Here is a 23,940-nt window from a genome sequence, read left to right as displayed (position 1 = left end):
GCTTTCGTGGACCGCCGCATTACGCGGCGCTAAAGCCCGGGCGGCACGGGCTTGCCGGGCATTCGCGGCGCCTCCTAGTTTTCGGCTGCGGGGAAATCCCCGCCCGCAGGAAGAAGACGAGGGGAACGCGATGGAAAACACCACCGCCCTTCCGGGCCTGTCCGCTGCACCGCCCTTTCCCCAGCAGAGGGCCTGCCCCTATCAACCACCGGCCGCCTACGAACAGTTGGGCGCGCAAGGGCCGTTGTCGCGGGTCACCCTCTTCGACGGCCGCGTCGTCTGGTTCGTCACCGGCTATCCCGAGGCGCGCCTGCTGCTCGCGGACCCGCGGATCTCCGCCGACCGGCAGCGCCCCGACTACCCGGCCGTCGCCCCCCGCTTCCAGGCCGAGGTCGCCAAGCGCCTGGTGCTCATCGGTATGGACCCGCCCGCCCACGACGAACACCGGCGGCTGCTCAACCCGGACTTCAGCCGCAAGCGGATCGCCGGCCTGCGGCCCGTCGTCCAGGGCATCGTCGACCAGCACGTGGACCGGATGCTCCGGACCGGCCCGCCCGCCGACCTCGTGCGCGACTTCGCGCTGCCCGTGCCGTCCCGGGTGATCTCCGAGGTGCTGGGCCTGCCCCCCGAGGACCTGGAGTTCTTCCAGGACGCCTCACGCCGGCTCCTCCAGGCCACCACCGGCGCGGAGTCCCAGGACGCGGGACGCGAACTCATCGGCTACCTCGACGCGTTGGCCACCCGCCGGCGCACCGAGCCCGGCCCCGGACTGATCGGCCGCCTCGCCCGCGAGGAGGTCGCCGCCGGCCGCCTCAGCCACGCCGACCTCGTCCAGATCGCCCTGGTCATCCTGGTCGCCGGACACGAGACCACGGCCTCCACCATCGCGCTGGGCGCCATCACCCTGCTCGACCACCCCGACCGGCTCGCCCGCATGCGGGCCGCCCCGGACACCGTGCCCGCCGTGGTCGAGGAGGTCCTGCGCTGCGTCGCGGTCACCGACCTCGCCGGCGTACGGGTCGCCACCGCCGACATCCCCGTCGCCGGACAGGTGATCCGCGCGGGTGACGGCGTCCTGGTGTCCGCCACCATGGCCAACCGCGACGACCGCGTCCACCGGGACCCGCTGGCCTTCGACACCGACCGCACCGGCCGCAGCCACCTGTCCTTCGGCTACGGCATCCACCAGTGCCTCGGCCAGAGCCTCGCCCGGCTGGAACTGGAGATCGCCTTCTCCACCCTCTTCACCCGCATCCCCACGCTGCGCCTGGCCGTCCCCGCCGACCGGCTGCCCACCCGGCCGCCCGGCAGCGGCACGGTGCAGGGCGTCAACGAACTGCCGGTGACGTGGTGAGCGCCGGCCGGCCCGCCGAGGCGCTGGTCACCGCCGACCGGGACGCCTGCATCGGCGCCGCCCAGTGCGCGTACAGCGCCCCCGACGTCTTCGACCAGGACGACGACGGCTACGTCCTGGTCCGCGACCCGCGCCCCGGACCCGACGCGCGGGAAGCGGTGCTGGAGGCCGTCGACCTGTGCCCCGCACGGGCGATCCTGTTCCGCGAGGCGGCCGACGGGAGCTGACCACCGGTACCACCACGGGACATGACGACGGGCCCCGGAGGTCGAAGCCTCCGGGGCCCGTCGTCATGCCTCACCTCACGGACCCCAGGCGACCGGCAACGAGCCCAGGGTCCTGATCTGCAGGCCCTTCAGCCACTGCACGTCCTCGGGCGCCACGTCGAGCCGCAGGTCCGGGAAGCGCGTGAGCACCGCGGTGATCGCCACCTGGATCTCCGCCCGGGCCATGGCGGCGCCGGTGCAGTGGTGCAGGCCGTACCCGAAGGACAGGTGGGAGCCCCCCGCCCGCCGCAGGTCCAGCACGTCGGGGTCCTCGAACGCCCGGGGATCCATGTTCCCGGCCGGAGTCGCGCACAGCACCGGCTCGCCGGCCCGGATCAGCTGCCCGCCGATCTCCACGTCCTCGGTCGGGTACCGGGCGAGCGCCGTGTGCGAGACGAGCGGGACGAAGCGCAGCAGCTCCTCCACCGCCTGCGGGACGGCCTCCGGGTTGTCCCGCAGCAACTGCGCCTGGCCGGGCTGTGACAGCAGGACGTAGAACATCGAGGCCAGCTGGGAGGCGGGAGTGTCGTAGCCGCCGATCAGCAGCGTGTACACCAGCTCCAGCAACTCCTCGTCGGTGTACGCGTCGTCCGCGGTCACGGTCTCCAGCATGGCGCTCACGAGGTCGTCCCCCGGCTCCTGGCGGCGCCGGTCGATCAGCCCGCGGACGTAGTCGCGCAGCAGGTCCAGCTCGGCCGCGACCTCCTCGGGCGACAGCTCCGTCCGGCCGAAGAAGCACTGCACCATGCCCTGGAAGCGGTGCCGCTCGCCCTCGGGCACGCCCAGCAGGTCACAGATGTTCAGCGCGGCGAACGGGCTGGTGAAGGCCGCGACGAGATCGGCCGGGGAGCCCTGCGCGGCCATCGCGTCGAGCAACTCCTCCGCCACCCGGGTGATCCCCGGCCGCATCCGCTCGACACCCCGGTTGGAGAACGGCTTGGAGATCAGGCTCCGCAGCCGGCCGTGGTCCGGCGCGTCCGCCCCCATGATGCTGCCGCCCACCGGCACCGGCGCCACCCGCGCCTCGTCGCGGCCCGCGGCGGCGGCGCGGCTGAACCGCTGGTCCCCGAGCACGGCCTTGATGTCCGCGTACCGGCTCACCAGCCACGCGTTCTCCCCGTATGGCGGAGTCACCCACACCGGGCGACCGTGTTCCAGGAGCTCACGGTAACTGTGGTCGAGGCCGAGCCCCTTGACCGCGGTGAATTCGAACGGGACGGGCACCCGCGTGGAGGTCATGGCGTCTTCCTTCGCTGGGAACGCACGCGCGCGCAGTGTGCGGCGCGTTGGTGCGCCCCAGCGTCACAAGGCCCGCTAACGGCGGACTTACCCGGCCCCCGGGAGGGAGCCGGGCGCGGCCGCGGAACGACGGACCGCGCGACGGGCAGGGCGAGGGCCGCCGCTCAGTCGAGGTCGCTGTCGATGAACTCGAAGAGGTCCTCGTCGGCCGCCGCGTCCAGCCCGCCCGGGAAGCCGGCCGAGACGTCCGGACCACCGGCGCCGCCCTTGGCGGCCAGCCTGCTCAGGAGCGCCTCCAGCCGGGCCTTCGTCCGGGACCGGCTCTCCTCGTCACCGGAGACCTCCTCGAACGCCGCCTCCAGCGCGTCGAGCGGCGACGGAGCCGCGCCCGGCAGCTCCTCGGCCAGCCGGTCCAGGAGATGGCCGGTGACGGCGACGGGAGTCGGGTGGTCGAACACCAGGGTGGTCGACAGCCGCAGACCGGTGGCCGCACCGAGCCGGTTGCGCAACTCGACCGCGGAGAGCGAGTCCAGGCCCATGTCGAGCAGCCCGCGCCGGGGCTCCACGGCCGACGGCGAGGCGTGCCCGAGCACCTCGGCGACCTGGCGGCGGACCAGTCCGTCGAGGAACCGCCGGCGTTCCGTGTCGTCCATGCCGAGCAACCGCTCCCGCACCCCGGACTCGCCCCCGGCCGACGGGTCGACCGTCGGCGCGGGCCCGGCCGGAACCGGCACCAACTCCCGGTACAGAGCGGGCAGTTCGCCCGCCGCGGCCCGGTTGCGCAGCGCCCCCAGGTCCAGCGCGGCCGGCACCGACAGCGCCGCGTCCCGCGCCAGCGAGGCGTCGAACAGCCGCAGCCCCACGGCCGAGGGGATCGGCAGGATGCCGCTGCGCCCGAGCCGGGCACGCTCCGCTGTGCCCAGCGAGCGGGTGAGACCGCTGGTCTCCTCCCAGAGTCCCCAGGCGAGGGAGGTGGCGGGGAGTCCTTGGGTGTGGCGGTGGTGGGCGAGGGCGTCGAGGTAGGTGTTGGCGGCGGCGTAGTTGGCTTGTCCGGGGTTGCCGATGGTGCCGGCGATGGAGGAGTAGAGGATGAAGGTGGTGAGGGTGGGGTGGTTGCGGGTGGCGTGGTGGAGGTGCCAGGCGGTGTCGGCTTTGGCGGTGAGGACGGTGTGGAGTTGGTGGGGGGTGAGGGTTTGGAGGGTGGTGTCGTGGGTGGTGCCGGCGGTGTGGATGAGGGTGGTGAGGGGGTGTTGGTCGGGGATGGTGGTGAGGAGGTTGGTGAGGGCGTGGGGGTCGGTGAGGTCGCAGGCGGTGATGGTGGTGTGGGCGCCGAGGGTGGTGAGTTCGGCTGTGAGTTCGGCGGCGCCGGGGGCGTTGGGTCCGCTTCGGCTGACGAGGTGGAGGTGGCGGGCGCCGTGGTGGGTGACGAGGTGGCGGGCGAGGAGGGTGGCGAGGGTGCCGGTGCCGCCGGTGATGAGGATGGTGCCGTTGGGGTCGAGGTCGAGTGGGGTGGTGGTGGGGGTGGTGGTTCGCTTGAGGCGGGGGGCGAGGAGGGTGGTGCCGCGGAGGGCGAGTTGGGGTTCGCCGGTGGCGAGTGCGGTGGTGAGGAGGTCGGGGGAGAGGGTGTCGGGGTCGGTGTCGGTGTCGAGGAGGACGAAGCGGTCCGGGTGCTCGGACTGTGCCGTGCGCACCAGACCCCACACGGGTGAGACATCGAGGCCGGTCACACCGTCCCCGGGTACCGCCGCGACCGCGTCGTGGGTGACGAACACCAGCCGCGCCCTGTCGTCCCGCTCCTCCGCGAGCCACTGCTGTACGGACCGCAAGGCCTCCTGAGCCGCCCGGTGCAGGGCCGCGGGCGCGTCCTTGTCCGTGTCCCCGTCCGTCCGCGTCGCGGAGCCGAACGACACGACGACGGGGGCGGGGCCGTCAGCGGGTCGGCCCGGCCCGGCCGGAGCCGCCGGGACGGGAACCCAGGCCACGTCGAACAGCGAGTCCCGGTGAGCGGCGGCTGACGACCGCAGCCGACTCACGTCGAAGGGCCGCAGGGCCAGGGAGTCGATCGACACGACCGGCCTGCCCTCGGCGTCCACGAGTGCCAGGGCGGCGGAGTCCGCCGACTCCGCCGACACCGGCGAGATCCGGATCCGGGCGGAGGTGGCACCCGCCGCGTACAGCCGTACCCCGCTCCACGCGAACGGCAGCCGCAGCGTGCCGCCGGAGTCACCGCCCCGTGCCCGGAGACCCAGGGGGTGCAGCGCGGCGTCCAGGAGCGCGGGGTGCACGGCGAACCGTGCCTCCTCCCCGTGCAGGGCCTCGGGCAGCCGCACCTCGGCGAACAGCTCGTCGCCGTCGCGCCAGACGGAGGTCAGACCGCGGAAGCCGGGGCCGTAGTCCTGGCCGTGCGCGCTCATCAGCTCGTACACCTCCTCCACCGGGACCTCGTGCGCGCCGGCCGGCGGCCAGTCGGCGGCGACCGAGGGGGCGCCCTGCTCCGCGCGGTCCGGTCGGGCCAGCAGGCCGTGCGCGTGGCGGGTCCAGGGGGCGTCGGACTCGTCGGGGCCGCCGGGCCTGGAGTGAACGGTCAGCGGACGGCGCCCGTCGCCGTCGGGCTCGCCCAGGACCACCTGCAGCTGGGTGGAGGACTGCGCGGGGACGACGAGCGGTGCCTCCAGGGTCAGTTCCTCCACGACCGGGTGCCCGGAGCGGGCCCCGACGCTCAGCGCGAGATCGACGTAGGCGGTGCCGGGGAGGACGGCCGTGCCCTGGATCGCGTGGTCCGCGAGCCACGGGTGGCTGCGCAGCGACAGCCGGCCGGTGAAGAGGTGCCCCTTTCCGTCCACGAGTTCGAGGTCGGCGCCGAGCAGCGGGTGCCCGGCGGTGCCGAGACCGAAGTCCGTTGCGTCACTCGTGACGTCCGGGGTGTTGAGCCAGTGGCGTTGGCGTTGGAAGGGGTAGGTGGGGAGGGGGGTGTGGTGGGTGGTGTTGGTGTTGTGGTGGGTGTGCCAGTTGATGGGGGTGCCGGTGGTGTGGAGGTGGGCGAGTGCGGTGGTGGTGGTGTGGGGTTCGGGGTGGTGGGGGTGGAGGGTGGGGATGAAGTGGCCGGTGGTGGTGGTGTGTTGGGTGAGGGTGGTGAGGGTGGTGTCGGGGCCGAGTTCGAGGTAGGTGGTGGTGCCGAGGGTGTGGAGGGTGGTGATGGCGTGGTGGTAGTGGACGGTGTGTCGGGCGTGGTTGATCCAGTGTTCGGGGTTGGTGAGTTGTTCGGTGGTGGCGGTGGTGCCGGTGAGGGTGGAGATGATGGGTGTGGTGGGTGGGTGGTAGGTGAGGGTGTGGAGGGTGTGTCGGAGTTCGTTGAGGATGGGTTCCATGTGGGGGGTGTGGAAGGGGTGGGAGACGTTGAGGAGTCGGGTTTTGATGGTGGGTTCGAGTTGGTGGGCGATCTTCTTCAGGGTGGTGTGGGGGCCGGCGATGACGGTGTGGGTGGGGCTGTTGATGGCGGCGATGGTGGTGTCGGGGTGGTGGTCGAGGAGGGGTTGGAGTTGGGTGGCTGGGGTGTTGATGGCCATCATGGCGCCGGTGGGGAGGTGTTGCATGAGGCGGGCGCGGGTGGTGATGAGGGTGGCGGCGTCGGTGAGGTTGAGGACTCCGGCGGTGTGGGCGGCGGTGATTTCGCCGATGGAGTGGCCGGTGAGGTAGTGGGGGGTGATGCCTTGGGAGGTGATGAGGTGGTAGAGGGCTGTTTCGAGGGCGAAGAGGGCGGGTTGGGTGTATTGGGTTTGGTGGAGGAGGTTGTCGGGGTTTTCGAAGATGACGGTGTGTAGGGGGGTGGGGAGGTGGGGGTCGACGGCTTCGCAGACGGCGTCGAAGGCGTCGGCGAAGGCGGGGTAGGTGTGGTGGAGTTCGCGTCCCATGCCGACGCGTTGGCTGCCTTGTCCGGCGAAGAGGAAGGCGAGGCGTCCGTCGTTGTCCGCGTGTCCCTGGATGATGTTGGGGGCCGGTTTGCCGGCGGCGAGGGTGGTGAGGGCGTTGAGGAGTTCGTGGCGGTTGGTGGCGGTGATGGCGGCGCGGTGGGGGAAGTGGGTGCGGGTCAGGGCGAGGGCGCGGGCGATGTCGGGGGCGGTGAGGTCGGGGTTGCGGGTCAGGTGCTGGTGGAGTTGGCGGGCCTGGTCGCGGAGCGCGTTCTCGCCCTTCGCGGACAACACCCACGACAACGGGCCGGCCGCGTCCGGGACGGGCTGCCGGTCCGGCACGGGAGCCGCCTGTTCGAGGATGAGGTGGGCGTTGGTGCCGCTGATGCCGAAGGAGGAGACGGCGGCGCGGCGGGGTCGGTCCTCGGGGGTGGTCCAGGGGAGGGGCTCGGTGAGCAGGGCGACGTGGCCGGTCGTCCAGTCGACGTGGGGGCTGGGTTCGTCCGCGTGGAGGGTGCGCGGGAGGGTGCCGTGGCGCATGGCCATGACCATCTTGATGACGCCGGCGACGCCCGCGGCGGCCTGGGTGTGGCCGATGTTGGACTTCAGCGAGCCGAGGCGCAGGGGCCGGTCGGCGGGCCGGTTCCGGCCGTAGGTGGCGAGCAGGGCCTGGGCTTCGATGGGGTCGCCGAGCTTGGTGCCGGTGCCGTGGGCCTCGACGGCGTCCACGTCGGCGGGCTCCAGCCGGGCGCTCGCCAGCGCCTGCCGGATGACGCGCTCCTGCGAAGGCCCGTTCGGTGCCGTCAGGCCGTTGCTCGCACCGTCCTGGTTCACCGCCGAACCACTCACCATGGCCAGCACCCGGTGGCCGTTGCGCTGGGCGTCGGAGAGCTTCTCCAGCAGGACGAGGCCGGCGCCTTCGCTCCAGCCGGTGCCGTCGGCGTCGGCGGAGAAGGCCTTGCAGCGGCCGTCCTCGGACAGGCCGCGCTGGCGGCTGAACTCGATGAAGGTGTTGGGTGTGGCCATGACGGTCACGCCGCCGGCCAGTGCGAGGGTGCACTCGCCGCTCCGCAGCGCCTGCGCGGCCAGGTGGATGGCGACGAGTGAGGAGGAGCAGGCCGTGTCGACGGTGACGGCCGGGCCCTCCAGGCCGAGGGTGTAGGCCACTCGGCCGGAGGCCACACTGCCCGCGCTGCCGCTGGTGAGATAGCCCTCCAGCTCGGCCGGCATGTGGTGGAGCCTGGACGCGTAGTCGTTGTACATGACGCCGGTGAAGACGCCGGTCTGGCTGCCGTGCAGGGTCTCGGGGGCGATTCCGGCGCGTTCGAGGGCTTCCCAGGCGGTTTCCAGGAGGAGGCGCTGCTGGGGGTCGGTGGCCAGGGCTTCGCGGGGGCTGAGGCCGAAGAACTCGGGGTCGAAGTCGGCGGCGTCGTGGAGGAATCCGCCGTGTCGGGTGTAGGAGTGTCCGGCCTTGGCGGGGTCGGGGTCGTAGAGGTCGTCGAGGTTCCAGCCGCGGTCGGTGGGGAAGTCGCCGATGGCGTCGGTGCCGTCGGCGACCAGGCGCCAGAGGTCCTCGGGTGAGGTGACGCCGCCGGGGTAGCGGCAGGCCATGCCGACGATGACGACCGGGTCGTCGGTGGTCGCGACGACGGGCGTGGCGGCGGCCTCGGCGGTGGCCGTCGTGCTTCCGGTGACCTGTTCGCGCAGGTATCCGGCGAGCGCGGTGGGCGTGGGGTGGTCGAAGACGAGCGTGGCGGGCAGGCGCAGGCCGGTGGCGGCGTTGAGCCGGTTGCGGAGCTCGACCGCCATCAGCGAGTCGAAGCCCAGCGCCTTGAACTCGCGTGCCGCGTCGATGGATCGAGGATCGTCGTAGCCGAGTACGGCGGCCGCGGCCTGGCGGACGAGGTCCGTCGTCCGGGCCCGCTGCTGGTCCTCGGGGAGACCGGCCAGCGTTCGGACCAGCGACGCCTCGGCGCGCTTCGTCGGCCGTGCGGGGGTGCGGCCGAAACCGCGGAGCACGGCCGGGAGGTGCTGCCCGGCCCAGGCGCGGAGTGCGGCCGTGTCCAGCCGCGCCGGCACCAGCGAGGGGTGCTCCGTGCCGAGCGCCGCGTCGAAGAGGGCGAGCCCCTCCTGAGCGCTGAACGGTGCGATGCCGAGCCGCTCCAACCGGGCACGGTCGACCGCGTCCAGCGCGCCCGCCATGCCGTCGGCCACGTCCCAGAGTCCCCAGGCGAGGGAGGTGGCGGGGAGTCCTCGGGTGTGGCGGTGGTGGGCGAGGGCGTCGAGGTAGGTGTTGGCGGCGGCGTAGTTGGCTTGTCCGGGGTTGCCGATGGTGCCGGCGATGGAGGAGTAGAGGATGAAGGTGGTGAGGGTGGGGTGGTTGCGGGTGGCGTGGTGGAGGTGCCAGGCGGTGTCGGCTTTGGCGGTGAGGACGGTGTGGAGTTGGTGGGGGGTGAGGGTTTGGAGGGTGGTGTCGTGGGTGGTGCCGGCGGTGTGGATGAGGGTGGTGAGGGGGTGTTGGTCGGGGATGGTGGTGAGGAGGTTGGTGAGGGCGTGGGGGTCGGTGAGGTCGCAGGCGGTGATGGTGGTGTGGGCGCCGAGGGTGGTGAGTTCGGCTGTGAGTTCGGCGGCGCCGGGGGCGTTGGGTCCGCTTCGGCTGACGAGGTGGAGGTGGCGGGCGCCGTGGTGGGTGACGAGGTGGCGGGCGAGGAGGGTGGCGAGGGTGCCGGTGCCGCCGGTGATGAGGATGGTGCCGTTGGGGTCGAGGTCGAGTGGGGTGGTGGTGGGGGTGGTGGTTCGCTTGAGGCGGGGGGCGAGGAGGGTGGTGCCGCGGAGGGCGAGTTGGGGTTCGCCGGTGGCGAGTGCGGTGGTGAGGAGGTCAGGGGAGAGGGCGTCGGTGTCGGTGTCGAGGAGGACGAAGCGGTCCGGGTGCTCGGACTGCGCCGTGCGCACCAGACCCCACACCGACGCGGCGACCACGTCGACGGCGTCGTCCGTGACGGCACCCCTGGTGACCACGACGAGGGGGGATTCCGGGGCGTCCGCGGTGAGGTGGCCCTGGACGGCGGCGAGGGCCCGGCCCAGCCGCTCGCGCAGTTCCTCCGGACTACCCGTGCCGGTGGTGGGCTCCACCTGATGGACCACGGCCCCGTGGTCCGCGTTCCGGCTTGAGGGCGTGGGAACCGGCGACCAGTCCAGCCGGAAGAGGGAGTCGGACGGCCCGGACCCTGCCGTGAGACGCCGGGGGTCCACGGCGCGCACCGTCAGGGACGAAGCGGAGAGCACCGGCCTGCCGGAGTCGTCGGTCACCGCCAGCGCCACGTCGCTCTCGCCGGTCGGCGTGAGCCGGGCCCGCAGCGAGGTCGCGCCGGTGCGGTGCAGAGCGACGTCGGACCAGGTGAACGGCAGCCGCACCGGCCGCGTTCCCTCGCCCTGCTCCAGGCCGTCCAAGCCGTCCAGCACGATCGGATGGAGGACGGAGTCCAGCAGCGCGGGGTGCAGGGCGAACCCGCCGCTGCCGGCCGGCTCGTCGAACCGCAGCTCCGCGAAGGTCTCCTCGCCGAGCCGCCAGGCGGCCCGCAGCCCCTGGAAGGCGGGGCCGTAGTCGTAACCGTGGTCGGCGAGCAGTCCGTACGCCCCGTCGAGGTCGAGGGGGACGGCGCCCGCGGGCGGCCAGGGCGCCGTCGCCTCCTCGGGCACGGTGTCCGGGGCCGGGGGTACGAGGGTGCCGGTGGCGTGCCGCGTCCACTCGGCGCGGCCCGCCGGCCGGGAGTGCATCCGGACCGGTCGCGCCCCTGAGGCGTCCTCGGCGGACACCACCAGCTGGATGTCCACCTCGATGCCGTCCGGCAGCACCAGCGGGCTCTCCAGCGTCAGCTCCCGCACCACGGGTACGTCGAGACGGGCGCCCGCGAGCAGCATGAGCTCCAGCACGGCCGTACCGGGCAGCAGCGGCGTGCCGAACACGGCGTGGTCCGCGAGCCACGGCTGCGTCGCCGACGACAGCCGGCCGGTGAAGACGTGTCCCTCGTCGTCGGCCAGCTCCACGGTGGCGCCGAGCAGCGGGTGATCCGCTGTCAGCAGTCCAGCCGCACCCAGGTTCGCGGAGGTCACCGGGGTGTTGAGCCAGTGGCGTTGGCGTTGGAAGGGGTAGGTGGGGAGGGGGGTGTGGTGGGTGGTGTTGGTGTTGTGGTGGGTGTGCCAGTTGATGGGGGTGCCGGTGGTGTGGAGGTGGGCGAGTGCGGTGGTGGTGGTGTGGGGTTCGGGGTGGTGGGGGTGGAGGGTGGGGATGAAGTGGCCGGTGGTGGTGGTGTGTTGGGTGAGGGTGGTGAGGGTGGTGTCGGGGCCGAGTTCGAGGTAGGTGGTGGTGCCGAGGGTGTGGAGGGTGGTGATGGCGTGGTGGTAGTGGACGGTGTGTCGGGCGTGGTTGATCCAGTGTTCGGGGTTGGTGAGTTGTTCGGTGGTGGCGGTGGTGCCGGTGAGGGTGGAGATGATGGGTGTGGTGGGTGGGTGGTAGGTGAGGGTGTGGAGGGTGTGTCGGAGTTCGTTGAGGATGGGTTCCATGTGGGGGGTGTGGAAGGGGTGGGAGACGTTGAGGAGTCGGGTTTTGATGGTGGGTTCGAGTTGGTGGGCGATCTTCTTCAGGGTGGTGTGGGGGCCGGCGATGACGGTGTGGGTGGGGCTGTTGATGGCGGCGATGGTGGTGTCGGGGTGGTGGTCGAGGAGGGGTTGGAGTTGGGTGGCTGGGGTGTTGATGGCCATCATGGCGCCGGTGGGGAGGTGTTGCATGAGGCGGGCGCGGGTGGTGATGAGGGTGGCGGCGTCGGTGAGGTTGAGGACTCCGGCGGTGTGGGCGGCGGTGATTTCGCCGATGGAGTGGCCGGTGAGGTAGTGGGGGGTGATGCCTTGGGAGGTGATGAGGTGGTAGAGGGCTGTTTCGAGGGCGAAGAGGGCGGGTTGGGTGTATTGGGTTTGGTGGAGGAGGTTGTCGGGGTTTTCGAAGATGACGGTGTGTAGGGGGGTGGGGAGGTGGGGGTTGACGGCTTCGCAGACGGCGTCGAAGGCGTCGGCGAAGGCGGGGTAGGTGTGGTGGAGTTCGCGTCCCATGCCGACGCGTTGGCTGCCTTGTCCGGCGAAGAGGAAGGCGAGGCGTCCGTCGTTGTTCGCGTGTCCCTGGATGATGTTGGGGGCCGACTCCCCCGGGGCGAGCGTGGCCAGGGTGTCGAGACCCGTCAGGAACCCGTCGAGGTCCTCGGCCACCACCGCGGCCCGGTGCTCGAAGGCAGTACGGGTGACCGCCAGGGACAACGCCACATCCGCAGGCCGCAGTTCGGGGTCGGCCGCGACCCTGGTGCGGAGCCGCGCCGCCTGGTCCCGCAGTGCCTCGGGAGTCCGCGCCGACAGCACCCAGGGCAGCGGGCCGCGGACGGTGGCCGCCTGCTCGACCGCCGGGGCCGCCGGCGGGGCCGCCTCCAGGACGACGTGGGCGTTGGTGCCGCTGATGCCGAAGGAGGAGACGGCGGCGCGGCGGGGTCGGTCCTCGGGGGTGGTCCAGGGGAGGGGCTCGGTGAGCAGGGCGACGTGGCCGGTCGTCCAGTCGACGTGGGGGCTGGGTTCGTCCGCGTGGAGGGTGCGCGGGAGGGTGCCGTGGCGCATGGCCATGACCATCTTGATGATGCCGGCGACGCCCGCGGCCGCTTGGGTGTGGCCGATGTTGGACTTCAGCGAGCCGAGGCGCAGGGGCTGGTCGGCGGGTCGGTTCCGGCCGTAGGTGGCGAGCAGGGCCTGGGCTTCGATGGGGTCGCCGAGGGTGGTGCCGGTGCCGTGGGCTTCGACGGCGTCCACGTCGGCGGGCTCCAGCCGGGCACTCGCCAGCGCCTGCCGGATGACGCGCTCCTGGGCCGGACCGTTGGGCGCGGTGAGGCCGTTGCTGGCGCCGTCCTGGTTGATCGCGCTGCCGCGGAGGACGGCCAGCACCCGGTGGCCGTTGCGCCGGGCGTCGGAGAGCTTCTCCAGCAGGACGAGGCCCGCGCCTTCGGAGAATCCGGTGCCGTCGGCGTCGGCGGAGAAGGCCTTGCAGCGGCCGTCCTCGGACAGGCCGCGCTGGCGGCTGAACTCGATGAAGGTGTTGGGTGTGGCCATGACGGTCACGCCGCCGGCCAGTGCGAGGGTGCACTCGCCGCTCCGCAGCGCCTGCGCGGCCAGGTGGATGGCGACGAGTGAGGAGGAGCAGGCCGTGTCGACGGTGACGGCCGGGCCCTCCAGGCCGAGGGTGTAGGCCACCCGGCCGGAGGCCACGCTGCCGTAGCTGCCGTTCCGCAGGTAGCCCTCCAACTCCTCGGGCACCGTGCTCAGCCGTGAGCCGTAGTCGTTGTACATGACGCCGGTGAAGACGCCGGTCTGGCTGCCGTGCAGGGTCTCGGGGTCGATTCCGGCGCGTTCGAGGGCTTCCCAGGCGGTTTCCAGGAGGAGGCGCTGCTGGGGGTCGGTGGCCAGGGCTTCGCGGGGGCTGAGGCCGAAGAACTCGGGGTCGAAGTCGGCGGCGTCGTGGAGGAATCCGCCGTGTCGGGTGTAGGAGTGTCCGGCCTTGGCGGGGTCGGGGTCGTAGAGGTCGTCGAGGTTCCAGCCGCGGTCGGTGGGGAAGTCGCCGATGGCGTCGGTGCCGTCGGCGACCAGGCGCCAGAGGTCCTCGGGTGAGGTGACGCCGCCGGGGTAGCGGCAGGCCATGCCGACGATGACGACCGGGTCGTCCGTGGTCGCGACGACGGGCGTGGCGGCGACTTCGGCGGCGGCCGTCGTGCTTCCGGTGACCTGTTCGCGCAGGTATCCGGCGAGCGCGGTGGGCGTGGGGTGGTCGAAGACGAGCGTGGCGGGCAGGCGCAGGCCGGTGGCGGCGTTGAGCCGGTTGCGGAGCTCGACCGCCATCAGCGAGTCGAAGCCCAGCGCCTTGAACGACTGGGTGGCGGCGACGCCGTCGGCCTCGCCGTGGCCGAGCACGGTGGCCACCTGGCGGCGCGCGAAGTCGAGCAGTGCCCGGTCGCGCTCCTCCGCGGGGAGGCCGGCGAAGCGCTGTGCCCACCCGCCGCCACCGCGCCCGTCGTCCACCGCCTGAGCGGCGCGGCGCACGGGAGTCCTGACGAGGCCGCGGAAGACCGGCGGCACTCCGTCCGGGACGGCGCGGGAGCGCAGTCCGGCGAGGTCCAGCCGGGCCGGTACCAGCGTGGCCTCCTCGCGGGTGAGCGCCGCGTCGAAGAGGTCGAGCCCCTCGTCCGAGGGCAGCGGCGCCACCCCTGCCCGGGTCATCCGCGCGATGTCCGCGCCGCCCAGGTGCCCGGTCATGCCGCTGGCCTCCTCCCACAGGCCCCAGGCCAGGGAGGTGGCGGGCAGCCCGTGGGCGCGGCGGTGGGCGGCGAGGCCGTCGAGGTAGGCGTTGGCGGCGGCGTAGTTGGCCTGCCCCGCGTACCCGATCGTGCCGACGACGGAGGAGAAGAGGACGAACGCGCGCAGGTCGCGGTCCCTGGTCAGCTCGTGGAGGTGCCGCGCGGCGTCGGCCTTGGCGCGGAGCACGGCGGCCAGGCGCTCCGGCGTCAGGCTGTCGAAGGTGCCGTCGTCCAGGGTGCCCGCGGTGTGGACGACGGCGGTCAGCGGGTGCTCGTCGGGGACGGTGGCGAGCAGCGCGGCCAAGGCCTCGCGGTCGGCGACGTCGCAGGCGGCGATGGTGGGGTCGGCGCCCAGGGCCGTCAGCTCGGCCGCCAGTTCGGCCGCGCCGTCGGCGGCGGGGCCGCGCCTGCTGACGAGCAGGAGGCGGCGCACGCCGTGCTCGGTGACCAGGTGTCGGGCCAGCAGTGTGCCCAGGCCGCCCGTGCCGCCGGTGACGAGGACGGTGCCTTCGGGGTCCAGACCCGGTCCGGCGGCCTCGGCGAGGTCGGCACGCCCCAGCCGTGGGACGCGGAACTCGCCGTCACGCAGGGCGAGTTGAGGCTCGCCCGTCGCCAGTGCGGCGCGCAGGAGGCCGGCCGCGGGCTCGGCCTCGTCGGTGTCCAGCAGGACGAGGCGTCCGGGCTGCTCGGACTGTGCGGTGCGCAGCAGACCCCAGACGGCCGCCGCGGCCAGGTCGGTGACGTCGTCGCCGTCCCGGGTGGCGACCGCGCCGCGCGTGGTGACGATCAGCCGCGCGTCGGCGAAGCGCTCGTCGGCCAGCCAGGCCTGGATCGTACGCAGCGTCTCTTCGAGGGTGGCGTGCAGGTCGCCGCCCGCGACCGGGAGCACCGCGTCGCGGCCCGGGGCGGCCTTGGCGAGCGCGACCGGCTCCGGGTGGGCGGCGTCGCCGGGGGCGGCGTCCTCCGCCGCCGGGGCGGCCAGGGCCGGCCAGTCCAGCCGGTACAGCGACCGGCCGGGCCCGCAGGTGCGGCCCGCGGCGGCCAGCCGCTCGACGGCGACGGGCCGCAGGGCCAGCAGCCCGGCCTCGGCGACCGGGGCTCCCGTCGGGTCGTAGGCCGTGACGGACAGGGCGTCCCGGCCCGTCGGCGTGAACACCACCCGCAGTTCCCGGGCTCCCGTGGCGTGCAGCCGCAGGCCGTCCCAGGCGAAGGGCAGCAGCGGCCCGTCCTCGGTGCGGTCCCGCAGCACGACGGCGTGCAGGGCCGCGTCGAGCAGCGCCGGGTGGAGGCCGAACGCGTCGGCTCCGGCCCGCTGTTCCTCCGCCAGCCGCACCTCGGCGAACACCTCCGCGCCGCGCTGCCACAGGGCGCTCAGCCCCTGGAAGGCGGGGCCGTACTCGTAGCCCCGGTCGGCGAGGAGCCGGTAGCGGCCGGTGAGGTCGACGGGCGTGGCGCCCGCCGGGGGCCAGACGGCCAGGGCCTCCGTGGCGGCCGGCTCGCCGAGGGCCAGGACGGCGGTCGCGTGCCGGGTCCACGCCCCGTCGTTCGCGCCGGGGGCGTCGGCGGTGGGGCGGGAGTACACGCGCAGCGGGCGCCGGCCTGACCGGTCCGCCGCGCCCACGGCCAGCTGGAGCTGGACCTCGCCGTGCTCGGGGAGGACCAGCGGCGCTTCGAGCGTGAGGTCGTCGACCTGGTCGCACCCCGCCTCGTCCGCGGCGCGCAGGGCCAGTTCCACGAACGCGGTGCCGGGCAGGAGCACGGTGCCCACCACGGCGTGATCGGCCAGCCAGGGCTGGGCGCGCACCGACAGCCGGCCGGTGAGCAGCAGTCCGCCGTCGTCGGCGAGGGAGACCAGGGCGCCCAGCAGCGGATGGTCCGCCGCGGCGAGTCCGGCACCGGCCATGTCCCCCGTCGCGGCCGGGGTCTCGATCCAGTACCGGCGGCGCTGGAACGCGGAGGTGGGCAGCTCCACCCGCCGGGCGGGCCCCGCCGTGCCGGGCACCGCGGCCCAGTCGACCTCGTGGCCGCCGACGAACACGGTGGCGAGGGAGGTGAGGAACTCGCGCCAGTCGCCCTTGTCCCGGCGGAGCGAGCCGACGACCACGGCGGGCGCGTCCTGTCCGGTCTCGGCCGCAGCCGCTTCGAGGGTCTCCTGCACGCCCATGGTCAGCACGGGGTGCGGGCTGCTCTCGACGAACGTCCGGTAGCCGTCGGCCGCCAGGGCCCGGATCGCCTTCTCGAACTGAACGGTGTTGCGGAGGTTGCGGTACCAGTAGTCGCCGTCCAGCGCCGTCGTGTCGACGGGCTCGCCGAGGAGCGTCGAGTAGAACGTCACGTCCGAAGCGCGCGGTGTGACGTCCGCCAGGGCCCGGAGCACCTCGTCGCGGATCTCCTCCACGTGCGCGGAGTGCGAGGCGTAGTCCACCGCGATCGTCCTGGCCCGGACACCCTCGCGGCGGCAGGACTCCACCAGCTCCGCGAGTGCGTCGGGATCGCCGGAGACCACCGTGGCGGACGGCCCGTTGACCGCCGCGACCGACAGCCGGCCGCCCCAGCGCTCCAGTCGGGCCTGGGTCTCCTGCGGTGACAGCGGTACGGAGCCCATGCCGCCCTTGCCCGCGAGCGCGCGGATCGCCTGGCTGCGCAGGGCGACCACCTTCGCCGCGTCGTCGAGCGACAGCGCGCCGGCGACGTACGCGGCGGCGATCTCGCCCTGCGAGTGCCCGACCACGGCGGCGGGGGTGACGCCCACCGAGCGCCACACCGCCGCCAGCGACACCATCACGGCGAACAGCGCGGGCTGCACCACGTCCACGCGCTCCAGCCCCGGCGCGCCGGGGGTGCGGCGCAGCACCTCGGTGAGCGACCAGTCCACGTACGGCGACAGGGCCCGCTCGCACGCGGCGATGCCGTCGGCGAACACGGGGTGGGAGTCCAGCAGGTCCACCGCCATTCCGGCCCACTGCGAGCCCTGGCCGGGGAAGACCAGGACGGCCCGGTCGGCGCCTGCCGGGGCAGCCGTGACCACGGAGGCCGGGGTGTCCCCGTCGGCCAGCGCGTCCAGGCCGGCGACGAGGCCCTCGTGGTCCTCGCCGAGGACCACGGCACGGTGGTCGAGCAGGGCCCGGCCGGTGACGAGGGCGTGGGCGACATCGGCGGGGCGGGGGAGGGGAGTCGCGGCGAGGTGCTCGCGCAGTCGCTTCGCCTGGGCGCGCAGCGCGGCCTCGTCCTTGGCCGACAGCACCCAGGGGACGACGCCCGCGGGGGTCGGTTCGGCGTCGGCCTGCTCGGTGTCCTCCGCCTGCTCCTCGGCCTGTTCGAGGATGAGGTGGGCGTTGGTGCCGCTGATGCCGAAGGAGGAGACGGCGGCGCGGCGGGGTCGGTCCTCGGGGGTGGTCCAGGGGAGGGGCTCGGTGAGCAGGGCGACGTGGCCGGTCGTCCAGTCGACGTGGGGGCTGGGTCGGTCGGCGTGGAGGGTGCGCGGGAGGGTGCCGTGGCGCATGGCCATGACCATCTTGATGACGCTGGCGACGCCCGCGGCGGCCTGGGTGTGGCCGATGTTGGACTTCAGCGAGCCGAGGCGCAGGGGCTGGTCGGCGGGTCGGTTCCGGCCGTAGGTGGCGAGCAGGGCTTGGGCTTCGATGGGGTCGCCGAGCTTGGTGCCGGTGCCGTGGGCCTCGACGGCGTCCACGTCGGCGGGCTCCAGCCGGGCACTCGCCAGCGCCTGCCGGATGACGCGCTCCTGCGAAGGCCCGTTCGGTGCCGTCAGGCCGTTGCTGGCGCCGTCCTGGTTGATCGCGCTGCCGCGGATGACGGCCAGCACCCGGTGGCCGTTGGCCTCGGCGTCCGACAGCCGCTCCAGGGCGATCATGCCCACGCCCTCGCCCCAGGCCGTGCCGTCGGCGTCGGCGGAGAAGGCCTTGCAGCGGCCGTCCTCGGACAGGCCGCGCTGGCGGCTGAACTCCACGAACATGCCGGGCGTCGCCATCACCGTCGCGCCGCCGGCCAGGGCGATGCGGCACTCACCCTGGCGCAGCGACTGCGCGGCGAGGTGCAGGGCGACCAGCGAGGAGGAGCACGCCGTGTCGACGGTCACCGCCGGGCCCTGCAGACCGAGGGTGTAGGCCACCCGCCCGGACGCGACGCTCGCCGTGCTGCCCGTCAGGAGGTACCCCTCGTACCCCTCCGCGGGCTCGTGCAGGCGCGGGCCGTAGTCCTGCGACATGGCGCCGACGAACACGCCCGCGGTGGTCCCCCGGAGCGAGGTCGGGGCGATGCCCGCGCGCTCCAGCGCCTCCCAGGAGGTCTCCAGCAGCAGCCGCTGCTGCGGGTCCATCGCCGCGGCCTCGCGCGGGGAGATGCCGAAGAAGGCGGGGTCGAACTCGTCGGCGTCGTGCAGGAAGCCACCGTGCCGGACGTAGGTCTTGCCGGGGCGGCCGGGCACCGGGTCGTACAGCTCGTCCACGTCCCAGCCGCGGTTGACGGGCAGCCCGGAGACGGCGTCACGGGCCTCGTCGACCAGGCGCCAGAGGTCCTCCGGCGAGGTGACGCCGCCGGGGTAGCGGCAGGCCATGCCCACGATCGCGATCGGCTCGTCCGAGAGCCCGGTGACGGTCACGTCCCGCTGCCCGGCCGGACCACCGGTGAGCGATGCCCGCAGGTGTTCGGCGAGCGCGGCGGGGCTCGGGTGGTCGTAGACCAGCGTCGGCGAGAGGCTCATCCCGGTCGCGGAGTTCAGCCGCTTCCGCAGCTCCACCGCTCCCAGGGAGTCGAAGCCGAGTTCCTTGAACGTCTGCTTGGGGTCGACGGAGTTCGACGTCAGGTGGCCGAGCACGGAGGCGACGTTCGTCCGCACCAGCTCCAGGAGGACGCGCTCGCGCTCGGCCCGCGGGAGCCCGGAGAGGCGCTGGGCGAGCGGGAGTTCGGCGGCGGGTGCCACCTCGTGCTCGTGCTTGTGCTCGCCCGGGTCCGCGGTCCCGGCCGGCGGGGGAGCGACCGCGGGCGGGGTGGTGGCGGGGTCGGTCGTGAGCCAGTGGCGTTGGCGTTGGAAGGGGTAGGTGGGGAGGGGGGTGTGGTGGGTGGTGTTGGTGTTGTGGTGGGTGTGCCAGTTGATGGGGGTGCCGGTGGTGTGGAGGTGGGCGAGTGCGGTGGTGGTGGTGTGGGGTTCGGGGTGGTGGGGGTGGAGGGTGGGGATGAAGTGGCCGGTGGTGGTGGTGTGTTGGGTGAGGGTGGTGAGGGTGGTGTCGGGGCCGAGTTCGAGGTAGGTGGTGGTGCCGAGGGTGTGGAGGGTGGTGATGGCGTGGTGGTAGTGGACGGTGTGTCGGGCGTGGTTGATCCAGTGTTCGGGGTTGGTGAGTTGTTCGGTGGTGGCGGTGGTGCCGGTGAGGGTGGAGATGATGGGTGTGGTGGGTGGGTGGTAGGTGAGGGTGTGGAGGGTGTGTCGGAGTTCGTTGAGGATGGGTTCCATGTGGGGGGTGTGGAAGGGGTGGGAGACGTTGAGGAGTCGGGTTTTGATGGTGGGTTCGAGTTGGTGGGCGATCTTCTTCAGGGTGGTGTGGGGGCCGGCGATGACGGTGTGGGTGGGGCTGTTGATGGCGGCGATGGTGGTGTCGGGGTGGTGGTCGAGGAGGGGTTGGAGTTGGGTGGCTGGGGTGTTGATGGCCATCATGGCGCCGGTGGGGAGGTGTTGCATGAGGCGGGCGCGGGTGGTGATGAGGGTGGCGGCGTCGGTGAGGTTGAGGACTCCGGCGGTGTGGGCGGCGGTGATTTCGCCGATGGAGTGGCCGGTGAGGTAGTGGGGGGTGATGCCTTGGGAGGTGATGAGGTGGTAGAGGGCTGTTTCGAGGGCGAAGAGGGCGGGTTGGGTGTATTGGGTTTGGTGGAGGAGGTTGTCGGGGTTTTCGAAGATGACGGTGTGTAGGGGGGTGGGGAGGTGGGGGTCGACGGCTTCGCAGACGGCGTCGAAGGCGTCGGCGAAGGCGGGGTAGGTGTGGTGGAGTTCGCGTCCCATGCCGACGCGTTGGCTGCCTTGTCCGGCGAAGAGGAAGGCGAGGCGTCCGTCGTTGTCCGCGTGTCCCTGGATGATGTTGGGGGCTGGTTTGCCGGCGGCGAGGGTGGTGAGGGCGTTGAGGAGTTCGTGGCGGTTGGTGGCGGTGATGGCGGCGCGGTGGGGGAAGTGGGTGCGGGTCAGGGCGAGGGCGCGGGCGATGTCGGGGGCGGTGAGGTCGGGGTTGCGGGTCAGGTGCTGGTGGAGTTGGCGGGCCTGGTCGCGGAGCGCGTTCTCGCCCTTCGCGGACAGCACCCACGACAACGGGGCTCCGTGGTCGGCGAGTTCGGTGGAGTCGACGGATTCGGAGGATTCGGGGGAACCGGGGGCCTCGCCCGTACCGCTCGTCGCCGGGGCCTCTGCCAGGATGACGTGGCAGTTCGTCCCGCCCATGCCGAACGAGGAGACGCCCGCGATCAGCGGACGGTCCGGGTGCGGCCAGGGGCCCAGCTCCGTCCGCACCCGGAGGTTGAGGTCGGTCAGCGGGATCCGGGGGTTCGGCGTGGCGTAGTTGAGGCTCGGCGGCAGCGTCCGGTGGCTGATGCTGAGCGCCACCTTCAGCAGGCCCACGATGCCCGCGGCACCCTCCAGGTGACCGACGTTGGTCTTGGCCGAGCCCACCAGCAGGGGGGACCGCGCGTCGCGCTCGCGCCCGAGCGCCGCGCCGAGCGCCGTGGCCTCGACGGGGTCGCCGACCGGGGTGCCCGTGCCGTGGAGCTCGACGTACTGCAGGTCCCCGGCGCGGACCCCGGCGTTGTGCCGGGCCAGGCGCAGCACCTCCTCCTGGGCGCTCGCGCTGGGCACCGTCAGACCGTCCGTGGAGCCGTCGTTGTTGACGGCGCTGCCGCGGATCACGCAGTACACCCGGTCGCCGTCGCGCAGCGCGTCCGCCAGCGGCTTGAGGAGGACCAGGCCGCCGCCCTCGCCCCGGACGTAGCCGTTCGCGCGCGCGTCGAAGGTGTAGCAGCGGCCGTCTGGCGACAGGCCGCCGAACTTCGCGGCGCTCACGGTGCTCTCGGGATCGAGGATGAGGCTGACGCCGCCCGCGAGCGCCAGGGTGGACTCGCCGCGCCGCAGGCTCTCGCACGCCATGTGCACGGCCACCAGGGACGAGGACTGGACGGTGTCCACGGCGACGCTCGGCCCGTGCAGCCCGAGGGTGTAGGAGACCCGGTTGGCGATGATGCCGCGCTGCAGCCCGGTCAGGGTGTGCCGGCCGATGGCCGCGGCCCCGCCGCGCCGCAGCAGGGTCGCGTAGTCGTCGCCGATGGCGCCGATGAAGACGCCGGTGCGGGTGTCCCGTACCGCGGAGGGCACCACCCCGGCGTCCTCCAGGGCCTCCCAGCTCAGCTCCAGCACGAGCCGCTGCTGCGGGTCCATGGCCGCGGCCTCGCGCGGGGAGATGCCGAAGAACGCGGCGTCGAACCGGTCCACGTGGTCGAGGTAGCCGCCACGGCGGGTGGGCGCCTTGCCCGGCGCGGCGGGGTCGGGGTCGTACCACGCCTCGGCGTCCCAGCGGTCCCGCGGCGTCTCGCCGACCGCGTCCACCCCGTCCCGGAGATTGCTCCAGAAGTCCTCGGGGCGAGGCGCCCGGGGAAGTCGGCAGGACAGTCCTACTACGGCAATGGGAACGTCCTGGCCGACGGGTGCGCCGGAGGCGACGGGGACGGTCTGACTCGCGATGGGCTCCATACCCTCCCATCCTGCGAACGGCTCTTACGCGGCCCTAACCAGCGCCTTACGGGTGCGCGGCGCGAGCCCGGGCCGGTGCGCGCCCCGCGGCCGCTCGCGCGCCGGACCGAGCAGCGCCCGTCGGTGGTCGTGCGACGTTTTGCCGAGTCTTGAGAAAACCCTGGTCAAGCTGGAACCATGGCTTCGGGGCGTACGTCGTAACCACGGGTGATCGGCCGGGGGGACAGGCCGCCCGGCACGCTAGGCTCGCTCCGGGGGAGCGGCCCGGGTGCCGCCATCGGATCAGTACAGCTCGGGACGGGCACGCGGCTCTACGGGGAGCGGCGGCCCGTCCGTCCTGCCACGGAGGGACTTGGCCTTGCACATCGACGCCTTGATCGAGGGGATCCCACCGACGGCGGTGTACGCCGTGGTCGCTCTGATCATCGGGCTGGAATCGTTGGGCATTCCCCTGCCCGGCGAGATCGCCCTGGTCACGGCGTCCCTGATGGCGGTCAAGGGCGTGGTGAGCCCGTGGGGCGTCGCGGCCTGCGCGATCGCCGGGGCGATCATCGGTGACTCGATCGGCTACTCGATCGGGCGCAAGGGCGGCAAGCCGCTCTTCGAGAAGCTGGGACGCAAGTTCCCCAAGCACTTCGGCCCCTCGCACCTGGCCACCGCCGAGCGCTCCTTCCAGAAGTGGGGCATGTGGGCGGTCTTCTTCGGCCGCTTCATCGCCCTGCTGCGCATCTTCGCCGGTCCGCTGGCGGGCGCGCTGAAGATGCCGTACTGGAAGTTCCTGATCGCCAACGTGCTGGGCGGCGTGGTCTGGGCCGGCGGTACGGCGCTCCTGGTCTACAAGGTCGGCAAGAAGATCGAGCCCTGGCTGGCCCGGTTCTCCTGGGCGGGCCTGGCCGCGGCCGCGGTGATCGGCGGACTGTCCTTCTGGATCATGAAGCGGCGCGCCGCCAAGACCCACGCCAAGATGGAGGCGGAGGCGGCGGCCGAGGCGGCCGCCGCCAAGGAGCCGGTCAACGACTGATTCCCCAGGTCGCAGCCCCTTCGGGCCCTCGGAGTAGCATCGGTCGGGTACTGCCGATCTTGCGCTCCGGAGGGCCCGAAGGCGTTTTCGGCCGACGGTTTCACTGGAGAACGGAGACGACTCGTGCGGATCGGACTGCTGGGCACCGGCCCCTGGGCGCAGCGGGTGCACGCTCCCGTCCTGGCCGAACACCCCGGGCTGGAGTTCGCCGGCGTCTGGGGCCGCCGCCCGGAGGCGGCCGAGGAGCTGGGCGCGGCCCACGGGGTGCCCGGGTACGCCGACCTCGACCGGCTGCTGGCCGAGGTGGACGCCGTCTCCATCGCGCTGCCCCCGGCCGTCCAGGCGCGGCTCGCGGTGCGGGCCGCCGAGGCGGGCTGCCACCTGCTGCTGGACAAGCCGATCGCGCTGACCGTCCCGGACGCCCGGGCCGTGGCCGAGGCCGTACGGGAGCACGAGGTCGCCTCGGTGGTCTTCTTCACCGTGCGCTTCGGCGGTGAGCAGATCCCCTGGATCGAGCGGCAGGCGGAGCTGGGCGGCTGGTTCACCGGCCGCTCGGACTGGCTCGGCTCGGTGTACGCCCCCGGCAGCACCAGCCCGTACGCGGCCTCGCCGTGGCGGAAGGAGAAGGGCGCGCTGTGGGACGTCGGCCCGCACGCGCTGTCCGTCCTGCTGCCGGTGCTGGGCGACGCGATCCGGGTGACGGCGGTGGCCGGCCCGCTGGACACCGTGCACCTGCTGCTCCGGCACGCCGGCGGCGCCTCCAGCACCCTCGCGCTCAGCCTCACCGCGCCGCTCGCGGCGGGCGGGACGGGCATGGAACTGCGCGGCGAGCACGGCGTGGTCCAGCTGCCACCGCGCGGCGAGGGCCCGGTCGCGGCGCTCCACCGGGCGCTGGACGCCCTGAGCGCCTCGGCCGCCTCCGGCGAACCGCACCCCTGCGGCGTGGACTTCGGCCTGCGGGTGGTGGAGATCCTCGCCGCCGCCGAGCGCTCCCTGGCGAGCGGCGCCACGGTGGACGTCTGAGCCGACCACCCC

The 23,940-nt window shown here is 73.2% G+C and carries 6 protein-coding genes; 4 read left to right on the top strand and 2 right to left on the bottom strand.

Annotated elements, in window-relative coordinates; all coding sequences use genetic code 11:
• Positions 1-130 precede the first annotated feature (130 nt).
• Positions 131-1,354, top strand: coding sequence for a cytochrome P450 (locus QWJ13_RS27405; RefSeq protein ID WP_316527783.1), 1,224 nt, complete (start codon positions 131-133; stop codon positions 1,352-1,354).
• Positions 1,351-1,581: a ferredoxin gene (locus tag QWJ13_RS27400; protein ID WP_316527782.1), complete on the top strand. Its 231-nt coding sequence runs from the start codon at positions 1,351-1,353 to the stop codon at positions 1,579-1,581. The genes QWJ13_RS27405 and QWJ13_RS27400 overlap by 4 nt, the downstream gene beginning before the upstream one ends.
• A 75-nt stretch (positions 1,582-1,656) precedes the next feature.
• Here the strand turns inward: QWJ13_RS27400 and QWJ13_RS27395 are convergent, their stop codons facing one another.
• Both QWJ13_RS27395 and QWJ13_RS27390 read right to left on the bottom strand, forming a co-directional pair.
• Complete coding sequence (locus tag QWJ13_RS27395; protein WP_316527781.1) at positions 1,657-2,859, bottom strand: cytochrome P450; 1,203 nt, start codon at positions 2,857-2,859, stop codon at positions 1,657-1,659.
• 164 nt (positions 2,860-3,023) lie between these two features.
• On the bottom strand, positions 3,024-21,884 hold the full coding sequence (locus QWJ13_RS27390; protein WP_316527780.1) for an SDR family NAD(P)-dependent oxidoreductase: 18,861 nt from the start codon (positions 21,882-21,884) through the stop codon (positions 3,024-3,026).
• Positions 21,885-22,242: 358 nt separating this feature from the next.
• On the opposite strand from QWJ13_RS27390, the gene QWJ13_RS27385 reads away from it, so the two are divergent.
• Both QWJ13_RS27385 and QWJ13_RS27380 read left to right on the top strand, forming a co-directional pair.
• Positions 22,243-22,905, top strand: coding sequence for a DedA family protein (locus QWJ13_RS27385; RefSeq protein WP_316527779.1), 663 nt, complete (start codon positions 22,243-22,245; stop codon positions 22,903-22,905).
• A gap of 123 nt (positions 22,906-23,028) precedes the next feature.
• A complete protein-coding gene (locus tag QWJ13_RS27380; RefSeq protein ID WP_316527778.1) occupies positions 23,029-23,928 on the top strand; it encodes a Gfo/Idh/MocA family protein in 900 nt (299 codons plus the stop codon).
• Positions 23,929-23,940: the final 12 nt, after the last annotated feature.

Source organism: Kitasatospora brasiliensis, from assembly GCF_032654805.1.
GTDB lineage: Bacteria > Actinomycetota > Actinomycetes > Streptomycetales > Streptomycetaceae > Kitasatospora > Kitasatospora brasiliensis.
The sequence above is the reverse complement of the archived record's forward strand: the minus strand, read 5'-3'. Positions and strand labels throughout refer to the sequence as shown.